The organism is Acidovorax sp. SUPP1855, assembly GCF_030158955.1.
Classification (GTDB): Bacteria; Pseudomonadota; Gammaproteobacteria; order Burkholderiales; family Burkholderiaceae_C; genus Paracidovorax.
The window spans coordinates 23948-31053 of the sequence record NZ_BQXI01000042.1 but is presented as its reverse complement, the minus strand read 5'-3'; the positions used below and the strand labels follow the sequence as shown (position 1 = coordinate 31053).

The 7106-nt window shown below is 66.4% G+C and carries 6 protein-coding genes and 1 pseudogene; 5 read left to right on the top strand and 2 right to left on the bottom strand.

Translation table 11 applies throughout. The features are described from left to right. Positions 1-86 precede the first annotated feature (86 nt). Both AVMA1855_RS23965 and AVMA1855_RS23960 read right to left on the bottom strand, forming a co-directional pair. Complete coding sequence (locus AVMA1855_RS23965; RefSeq protein WP_284427607.1) at positions 87-656, bottom strand: hypothetical protein; 570 nt, start codon at positions 654-656, stop codon at positions 87-89. Between the two features lie 238 nt (positions 657-894). Then, positions 895-1107, bottom strand: a pseudogene (locus tag AVMA1855_RS23960) (DNA adenine methylase); the annotation flags it as partial. A 336-nt stretch (positions 1108-1443) separates the two neighbouring features. Here AVMA1855_RS23960 and AVMA1855_RS23955 point away from each other — a divergent pair. The 5 genes from AVMA1855_RS23955 to AVMA1855_RS23935 all read left to right on the top strand — a co-directional run bounded on the left by AVMA1855_RS23955 (position 1444) and on the right by AVMA1855_RS23935 (position 7106). After that, positions 1444-1995, top strand: a complete 552-nt coding sequence (locus AVMA1855_RS23955) for an RNA polymerase sigma factor (RefSeq protein ID WP_284427605.1) — start codon at positions 1444-1446, stop codon at positions 1993-1995. Further along, the gene (locus AVMA1855_RS23950) at positions 1982-2974 is read left to right on the top strand and encodes a FecR family protein (protein ID WP_284427604.1); all 993 of its coding nucleotides are present in this window, start codon (positions 1982-1984) and stop codon (positions 2972-2974) included. The genes AVMA1855_RS23955 and AVMA1855_RS23950 overlap by 14 nt, the downstream gene beginning before the upstream one ends. A 209-nt stretch (positions 2975-3183) precedes the next feature. Beyond that, positions 3184-5586 (top strand): TonB-dependent siderophore receptor, encoded by a 2403-nt coding sequence (locus AVMA1855_RS23945; protein ID WP_284427603.1) that lies wholly within the window; start codon positions 3184-3186, stop codon positions 5584-5586. A gap of 153 nt (positions 5587-5739) precedes the next feature. Further along, positions 5740-6402, top strand: a complete 663-nt coding sequence (locus AVMA1855_RS23940; protein ID WP_284427602.1) for a DUF8616 domain-containing protein — start codon at positions 5740-5742, stop codon at positions 6400-6402. Further along, a complete protein-coding gene (locus tag AVMA1855_RS23935) occupies positions 6402-7106 on the top strand; it encodes a hypothetical protein (RefSeq protein ID WP_284427601.1) in 705 nt (234 codons plus the stop codon). The genes AVMA1855_RS23940 and AVMA1855_RS23935 overlap by 1 nt, the downstream gene beginning before the upstream one ends.

The window sequence follows — 7106 nt, the reverse complement described above, 5'->3', positions numbered from 1 at the left end:
GGTTGCTTCACCAGCTTCACCGCTTCCCGTTTGAACTCGTCCGTAAATGCTCTTCTCGTCCTTGGCATGTTTGCCTCCTAAACACATCATGTCATTCGATGTGTCCGGGAAACCGGGGGAAGCCCACTCTGATCCCGGCGTCTGCCAGCATCTGCTGTAAGTGCGGGCTTTAACCGCATCGGAGCTCGAGCCATGAGCGTGGCATAGCTCTCCGCTTCAAGGTCAGCCGTAATCTCATGACATAGACGATCTATCTCTTTATCAACGAAGGTAAGGGTGCTCAAAACAAGGTGCTTAAGGTTTTGCCAAGATCGGGGCTGCAACAGCTCAACACCAACAGCGAGGGCCAAAACCTTTTCAACTTTGTAGGGATGTGTTCCATCGTTCAGAACCGCTCCGACATAGGCTTGCAAAGCTGAATTCTCATCATGAACAACGTGCTTGTTCCTCTCCAATCTAAGTTCTTCATAGACGGTCATCCCGTTTGGCTCATTTGCCAATATGACCGAAGCATCAAGCTGATAGGCTCTTCTTGATTCGTTTTTGCCAAAACACTTGAAGCATCGCGTGAGCGCAGCGACATACAGCCCTTCACGTGCGGTGTCTGGGCCATCTAGAAGGACGTTGATATCCTCAAGGTACTGGTTGCCGCGCACAAGTCAAGGTACTGGTTGGCGCGCACAAGATCAGACTGGTGAAGGATGAGGTCTGCAAGCATTTTTGCCTTAGAACCTCCAACGCTGACCAGCGACACTGCGTTGGGAATGCCGTTGAGTTCGATCCCTGAAGACGTTTGATGCAGTTCCATATCCACCTTTCTCAAAACAGTCCGGCCGGCTCGGTCATACGATCCCAACTGTAGATCACCAACTAACCGCGCTCGGCCCGGTTGACCCCGCCAGCCAGGCGCAGATGGGCGGCTGAGAGGTTTTCTTCGATGCGCAGTGGGTTGATGGCCGGCGTAGTCGTGGCGGTGCCCAAGGTCTGGCCAGTAACCTTGCCTCCGAAACTCTGCTGCTGGAGGTAGAAGAGTCGGGCGGCGCGCTGGACTTCGGCGAGTGCCTTGGGGCAGGTTTCCTGAAGCCACTTGAACACCTGCCTGCTGGTGTGACCTGCCCCCTTTAGACGTAGCAATGTCGAGTTAGCGATTCCAAGATTGAGCGCATGCGCAAACTCATCGTTAGGGTGGAGGCGCGACTCGCCAAATACTCGCGCGAGGATCAGCTGCAGTTGCTCGTCTGGTTCTCGGGGCGGCTTTAATTACATCCATTGCAAGCCGATTGGAGCACCCCGTTTCAGTCCATTCCCCTGCGTTCCTCAAAAGCCCAATTTTCGCGCCGTTGTTGTTGGGTTAGCTCAACTCCTTTCACACCGCAATGCCGCAGTACGGCAAAAATACAACAATAAGAATCATTCCCATTCTCTTTTTATAATCGGCGTTCCATGCCGCACCCCGCCTCGCTTCCTCCGCCGCCCGAGCCCCTGCTGGCCGCCCTGGTGAAGCACTACGAAGACTTGGTGGGATCGCTGCGGCATCGCTTCGGGGACGAATGCTTTCCGCGCGAGATCGTGAACGACCTGTGCGTGCGGCTGCTCGAGCGCCCGGTGCCCGGCGAGATCGCCAATCCGCTGGCGTTCCTGCGCTGCGTGGCGCGGGACCTGGCCATCGACCGCTACCGCGCACAGGCCCGGCGCCGCGAGACGGCGCACGAGCACCCCGAGGCGGACGCCCCCGTCCCTTCGGCCGCGCCGCTCTCGCCGCCGGAACTGGCGCTGGCCGCCCACCAGCGCCAGCGGGCGCTGCTGGCCGCCATCGAGCAGTTGCCGCAGGCCAGCCGCGAGGCGTTCATCCTCACCAAGCTCTACGGCATGCCGCAGGACGAGGCCGCCCGGCGCATGGGCGTCTCGCGCGGGATGGTGGCCCGGCACCTGGCGCGCGCGCTGCGCGACGTGGAGCCGGTGCTGATCGAAGGCACCGGCCATGCCGCCCGCTGAATCCGCCGCGGCGCCGGCCGCCCGTGCAGCCGGCGCCGGCAACCCTTCCGTGCGCGGCGCGGGCCGCCGCGCCCACTTGCCCATCGACGACGCCCTGGCGCCGTTCGCCGACCTGCTGCGCCAGCACCTGCCCACGCCCGAAGACATCGAGCAGGCGGCTGCCCTGCGCCGCGAGCGACGCCGGCGCCCCGCCAAAGCCCGCGCGGCGGGCGCGGCCACGGCATTGGCAGTGGTGGCGGTGGCAGGGGTGCTGTGGGCCGATCCGGTGCTGCACCGCGAATCGCTGGCCAGCGCCGTGGGCGAGCGCCAGGCCCGGCCGCTGCCCGATGGCAGCACGGTGCGCCTGAACAGCGGCACCCGGGTGGAGGTGGCCCTGCACCTGCGCTCGCGCCGCCTGTCGCTGGCGCACGGCGAGGCCGCCTTCGAAGTCGCCCACGCGCCCTGGCACGCCTGGGCGCCCTGGCTGCAGCGCCCGTTCACCGTGCAGGCGGGCGCGGTGGCGGTGGAGGACATCGGCACCGTCTTCAACATCCGCCGCGACGAGACGGCTGCGGCCGGAGACGCAGCCAATGCCGGCGCCGACATCACCGTGCAGCAGGGCAGCGTGCGCGTGCACGCCGGGACTGGCACGGCGCCGGTGGTGCTGCATGCGGGCCAGGCGCTGCACACCCGGCCGGGCACGGCCTGGCCCGCCCCGGTGGAAGCGGACACCGCCCGCGTCGCCGCGTGGCAAGCGGGCCGGCTGCGGCTGGACGCCACGCCGCTGGCCGACGCCGTGGCCGAGATGCAGCGCCACCGCCGCACGCCCATCACGCTGGCCGACGGGCACGCCGCGGCGCTGCGCATCTCGGGGGAGTTCGACCTGGACCGCATCGACCAGCTGATCGACCTGCTGCCGCGTCTGGCCCCGGTGCGGGTGGACCGCCATGCGGACGGCAGCGTGGTGATCGGCCTGCGCACGGCACATCAAAAACCATAGCAGGATGCCGGCGCATTGATTGCGGCGGCGCCCGTTTCGATGCCCAGTTCCCGGTCTCCGGCCAATGGGCCGCCGCTGGCCATTCATTGATTTGGATCGGCGACGTGTACAAACCCGCCCGCCGCATCGGCTCACAGGGGGACGGGCGCGCCCTGCCCGCCCGCCGTCCCTTTTTTTGTGTCTTGACCGATTTCTTTCCAGGAGCCTCCATGCCGATCCCCCAACACCGCCGCCCGCCACACCGCGCCCGCTGGGCCGCGCTGGCCGCCGCGCTGTGCATCGCCGCCACCGCCGCCGCCCAGGCCCAGCCCGTCGCGGTGGACCTGCCCGCCCAGCCCCTGGCGCAGTCGTTGAATGCCCTGGCGCGCCAGAGCGGCGTGCAGATCGTGTTCGTCACCGACATCGCCCAGGGCCAGCAGGCGCCGGCGGTGCGGGGCACGCTGGAGGTGCGCGACGCGCTGCAGCGCCTGGTCGCAGGCACCGGGCTGGTGGTGCGCGCGCAGGATGCCCGCACCTTCACGGTGGAGCGCGCGGGCACCGCCCCCGCCGGTGGCGCTCCGGGGGCCGCAGGCGCGGCGGCTGGCGCCACGATGAGCGAGGTGCGCGTGCAGGCGGCGCGTGGCGAGGACACGGCCTACAACGCCGCTTCGTCCGCCAGCGGCACCAAGACCGAGGCCCCGCTGCGCGACGTGCCGCAGACCATCGATGTGGTGCCGCAGCAGGTGATCCGCGACCAGGGCGCGACCTCGATGCAGGACACCCTGCGCAACGTGGCGGGCGTGGGCCTGTCGCATGGCGACGGCCAGCGCGACCAGGTCAGCATCCGCGGCTTCACCAGCATCGGCGACCAGTTCGTGGACGGTTTTCGCGACGACGCGCTGTATTTCCGCGACTTGTCCAACATCGAGCGGGTGGAGGTGGTGAAGGGCCCCGCCGCCGTGCTGTATGGGCGCGGCTCGTCCGGCGGCCTGGTCAACCGCGTAACGAAAAAGCCCGGCACGGACGTGTCCGACATCGCCCTGAGCGTGGGCAGCTGGGCCGACAAGCGCGCCGAGTTCGACGTGGGCCGTGCGCCCGCGGGCAGCGACTGGTCCTGGCGAGTCACCGGCGCGGCCGAGGACGCCAACAGCTACCGCAGCCAGCAGTTCCTGGAGCGCCAGGCCATCGCCCCTTCGGTGCTGTGGAAGCCCGACGGCGCCACCTCGCTCATGCTGCAGGCCGACTACCTGCACGACAAGCGCGTGACCGACTTCGGCATCCCGGCCTACCAGGGCCGCCCGGTCAACGTGCCCGCGGGCACCTACTTCGGCTCGGCCAATGCGCGCGATGCGGACACGTCCGAATCCACTGTCAGCTCGTTCACCGCCACGTTCAGCCACCGCTTTTCCGACACGCTGCGCGTGCGCAACGCCCTGCGCTACTACCACTACGACCTGGACCGCCAGAACACCCTGCCCGCGGGCACCACGAACGAGGCCGCGGGCACCGTGGCGCTCACGCGCTCGGGCGTGGACCGGCGCGAGCGCGGCGTGTTCAACCAGACCGAGCTGATCCAGAACCTGCGCACCGGCAGCGTCGCGCACGAGGTGCTTTACGGCCTGGAGCTGGGCCAGCAGAACAAGGATGCGGTCTCGCTCACCGGCGGCACGCTGGGCAACGTGAACCTGTGGAACCCGGTGCTGCCGGTGGCGCCGCTCAACGGCGGCGGGGCCGTGTCGGCCAGCGCGCTGAACCGCTACCTGACGCGCGCGCTCTACGTGCAAGACCAGATCACGCTGTCGCCCGAGTGGAAAGTGCTGGCCGGCCTGCGCTACGACCGCTTCGGCCAGGAGACCGACAACCGCCTGGCGGGCCAGAGCGACTTCGAGCGCACGGACACCACCTGGAGCCCGCGCGCGGGCCTGGTGTGGCAGCCCACGGCGGCGCAGTCGTACTACGTGTCGGTGAGCCGTTCCTACCAGCCGTCGGCCGAGATGTTCGCGCTGTCTGCCACCAACACGGCCATCAAGCCCGAGCAGACGACCAACTACGAGGTGGGTGCCAAGCTCGACCTGATGGACGGCCGCGCCACGGCCACGGCCTCGCTGTTCCAGCTGGAGCGCACCGACATCAAGACCACCAACCCGGCACAGCCCACCCGGCTGATCCCCATCGGCACGCAGCGCACGCGCGGGCTGGAGCTGTCGCTGGCGGGCGAACTGGCGGCGGGCCTGCAGGCCACGCTGAGCTACGCGCTGCTGGACACGCGCATCACCCGCTCCACGGCCACCGACGCCGGCCAGGCGGTGCAGGGCAAACGCGCCACGATCACGCCGCGCAACGCGTTCTCGGCCTGGCTCACGCAGCGCCTGGGCGACGACTGGAGCGTGGGCGGCGGCATCAACTACGTGGGCGACCGCTTCGCCAACCCGGGCAACACGGTGACCCTGCCGTCGTACGTGGTGGTGGACGCCATGGCGCAGTACCGCATCGGCAAGGCGACCACGGTGCAGCTGAACCTGCGCAACCTGTTCGACCGCAACTACATCGTCTCGGCCCACGGCAGCAGCCCCAACCTGAACCTGCCGGGTGCCCCGCGCAATGTGACGGTGACGCTGCGACATAGCTTCTGACCGGGCCACCGGCGTTTCAGGAATCTGTCCAAACAGGAAACCTCCCAGATCAAGCAATAGGTTTTTATCGAACATTCCTTCCTGTGGAACAATCCGGCCCGGCGCGCGTTAACGGCCGGTTTTGCGCAGAGATCACAAAGGAAGAGAAGAACAATGTCGCTTGCCTACTGGTTCCGGGAGGGACCTGCGGAGCCCATCGAGAATGGGCGGATTCAATATGGACCGGGGAAAGGCTTGCCCAAGCTGGTGTTCGAGGGGTTGAACAACTCCCAAAAACTCGTCAAGAAGATCGCTACCGTCGATCCAGTGCGAAAGAAGATCATCCTGATCCAGCCTGGGGAGAAAGCCTTGTATGCCTCGGGTTTGGGGGAACGGGGCATCGATGGCTACCTGTATCTGTTCGCGCATGCGAACGCAGATCGCCTCCAGGGAGTGACAAAGATTGTAGGAATTACGAGTGTTATCCACCAAAGCGGCATTTGGCATGGGCAGCCGATCCTGATCGATGCGTGCAATGCCGGAGCCTCGCCCGATGGCGTCGCCAGCGTCCTGGCCAGGGCCCTGGGAACGTACGTCACCGCGCCCACCACGACCACTTGGAACCAGCCTCTCGGCGGCGCAGCCATCGGCCAAGGTGCCTTCGAGAAGCTGCCTGGCGCACTGGAGCGGCTGGCCATCCCCAACTTCCTGCGCCCGGGGCAATGGCGCACCTGGGGCCCCGACGGACAACCCATCGCCACCACGCGCACCTCGCCCCGCGATGGCGGCGAACTCGTCAAGGGTCCGCTGGCCCAGGAACTGCTGAGGAAACGATGATGCTGCTGCGATGGTGGAAGCGCATAGGCTGCGGTTTCCAACTGCTTCTGATCTTCTCGCTCCTGATAGGCGCCTACACAGCTTGGTGGTGGATCGACAGCGCTCGCACCTGCGAGACGCAGGACGAATACAACCTTCGGGGCATCTGCCTCATGCGGATACAGGAGCGCGCCGAGCAAGGCGACAACGCCGCGCAATGGACGTATGGCGCCTACCTCGAAACGGAACGCCGGGAGCAGGAGGCGCGTGTCTGGCAAGTCAGGGCCATGCATGGCGCCCAAGACGGGCTGGATATGCGCGACGAAATGATCGGCTACTGTGATCGCAAACCCGGCTTCGAGGCCCGCACCGTCGAGATCATCATGCTGCGCGTCGTGCAAACCAGCCCCGACGCGCACCTGACCCTGCTTCAACTCTATACCTACCCTGGCTGCGGCGCACTGGACCTCGACAAGGCCAGCGCGCAGATTCCCCTGCTGACACAGTGCGCGCATCTTTCCATCGAGCACTATCTGCGCACGGCTTCGGAAAAGCATTACCGCGTGCCGCTTGCCACCCGCGCAGCCATCCGCTCGAACATATCCCTCTGCGAAAAGGAGCTGGCAGACCCGCCCCCAATGGGCACCACTGTCCGCGAGTTCATGCCTGTGCGGCGACAGAGCCTGGATGCCCTCTCGCGCAGCCTCGCCGCGCTGGAACCCTGA